The sequence below is a fragment of the Pseudomonas sp. E45-MNA-CIBAN-0222 genome (assembly GCF_040310405.1).
Classification (GTDB): domain Bacteria; phylum Pseudomonadota; class Gammaproteobacteria; order Pseudomonadales; family Pseudomonadaceae; genus Stutzerimonas; species Stutzerimonas stutzeri_AC.
In genome coordinates, this window is the sequence record NZ_JBEOPU010000043.1 from 1 (window position 1) to 1,837 (window position 1,837).

Annotated in this window: 2 tRNA genes and 2 rRNA genes; all 4 read right to left on the reverse strand. The window is 50.8% G+C overall.

The annotated features are described in order from the left end of the window. Window positions 1-903 (reverse strand): 23S ribosomal RNA (locus tag AAEZ08_RS22675); the annotation flags it as partial. 254 nt (window positions 904-1,157) lie between these two features. Next, window positions 1,158-1,233 (reverse strand) — tRNA-Ala (locus AAEZ08_RS22680). A 30-nt stretch (window positions 1,234-1,263) separates the two neighbouring features. Further along, window positions 1,264-1,340: transfer RNA gene (locus AAEZ08_RS22685), tRNA-Ile, on the reverse strand. A gap of 91 nt (window positions 1,341-1,431) precedes the next feature. Then, window positions 1,432-1,837, reverse strand: a 16S ribosomal RNA gene (locus AAEZ08_RS22690); the annotation flags it as partial.

Below are 1,837 nucleotides of genomic sequence, written 5' to 3' on the forward strand. Positions count from 1 at the left end.
AGTTTGCATCGGTTTGGTAAGTCGGGATGACCCCCTAGCCGAAACAGTGCTCTACCCCCAGCAGTGATACACGAGGCGCTACCTAAATAGCTTTCGAGGAGAACCAGCTATCTCCGAGCTTGATTAGCCTTTCACTCCGATCCACAGGTCATCCGCTAACTTTTCAACGGTAGTCGGTTCGGTCCTCCAGTTAGTGTTACCCAACCTTCAACCTGCCCATGGATAGATCGCCCGGTTTCGGGTCTATTCCCAGCGACTAAACGCCCTATTAAGACTCGCTTTCGCTACGCCTCCCCTATTCGGTTAAGCTCGCCACTGAAAATAAGTCGCTGACCCATTATACAAAAGGTACGCAGTCACCTAACAAAGTAGGCTCCCACTGCTTGTACGCATACGGTTTCAGGATCTATTTCACTCCCCTCTCCGGGGTTCTTTTCGCCTTTCCCTCACGGTACTAGTTCACTATCGGTCAGTCAGTAGTATTTAGCCTTGGAGGATGGTCCCCCCATATTCAGACAAAGTTTCTCGTGCTCCGTCCTACTCGATTTCACTTCTAAGACCTTTTCGCGTACAGGGCTATCACCCACTATGGCCGCACTTTCCAGAGCGTTCCGCTAAAATCAAAGAAGCTTAAGGGCTAGTCCCCGTTCGCTCGCCACTACTAAGGGAATCTCGGTTGATTTCTTTTCCTCAGGGTACTTAGATGTTTCAGTTCCCCTGGTTCGCCTCACACACCTATGTATTCAGTGTGTGATAACCATCTTATGATGGCTGGGTTCCCCCATTCAGACATCTCCGGATCAAAGTCTGTTTGCCGACTCCCCGAAGCTTTTCGCAGGCTACCACGTCTTTCATCGCCTCTGACTGCCAAGGCATCCACCGTATGCGCTTCTTCACTTGACCATATAACCCCAAGCAATCTGGTTACTGTCTAATAACGTGAAGACGACATTCGCCGAAAATCCGCATTCGCTCTCTCGAGCAACTCGCAAATTTTACCTTGACTTGAATAATTACCAGTGAAAGTAACTACCCAAATCTACTTCTATCACATACCCAAATTTTTAAAGAACAGTTCTGGCGCAAAGACCAGAAATCAATACTCTCCATACCTCAGGAGTACTCATTTCTGTGCTTTCAGCGATTGTCGAGAATAATGGTGGAGCCAAGCGGGATCGAACCGCTGACCTCCTGCGTGCAAAGCAGGCGCTCTCCCAGCTGAGCTATGGCCCCATCTACAGATCGGCCACATCCCATGACAATTGGTGGGTCTGGGCAGATTCGAACTGCCGACCTCACCCTTATCAGGGGTGCGCTCTAACCAACTGAGCTACAGACCCAATCGTCTCTCTCGGGTCGAAACCCAATCGCTTTTCGCTAGTGAATCAAGCAATTCGTGTGGGAACTTGTAAAGAAGCTGAAGTCTTCGATTAAGGAGGTGATCCAGCCGCAGGTTCCCCTACGGCTACCTTGTTACGACTTCACCCCAGTCATGAATCACTCCGTGGTAACCGTCCCCCCGAAGGTTAGACTAGCTACTTCTGGAGCAACCCACTCCCATGGTGTGACGGGCGGTGTGTACAAGGCCCGGGAACGTATTCACCGTGACATTCTGATTCACGATTACTAGCGATTCCGACTTCACGCAGTCGAGTTGCAGACTGCGATCCGGACTACGATCGGTTTTATGGGATTAGCTCCACCTCGCGGCTTGGCAACCCTTTGTACCGACCATTGTAGCACGTGTGTAGCCCAGGCCGTAAGGGCCATGATGACTTGACGTCATCCCCACCTTCCTCCGGTTTGTCACCGGCAGTCTCCTTAGAGTGCCCACCAT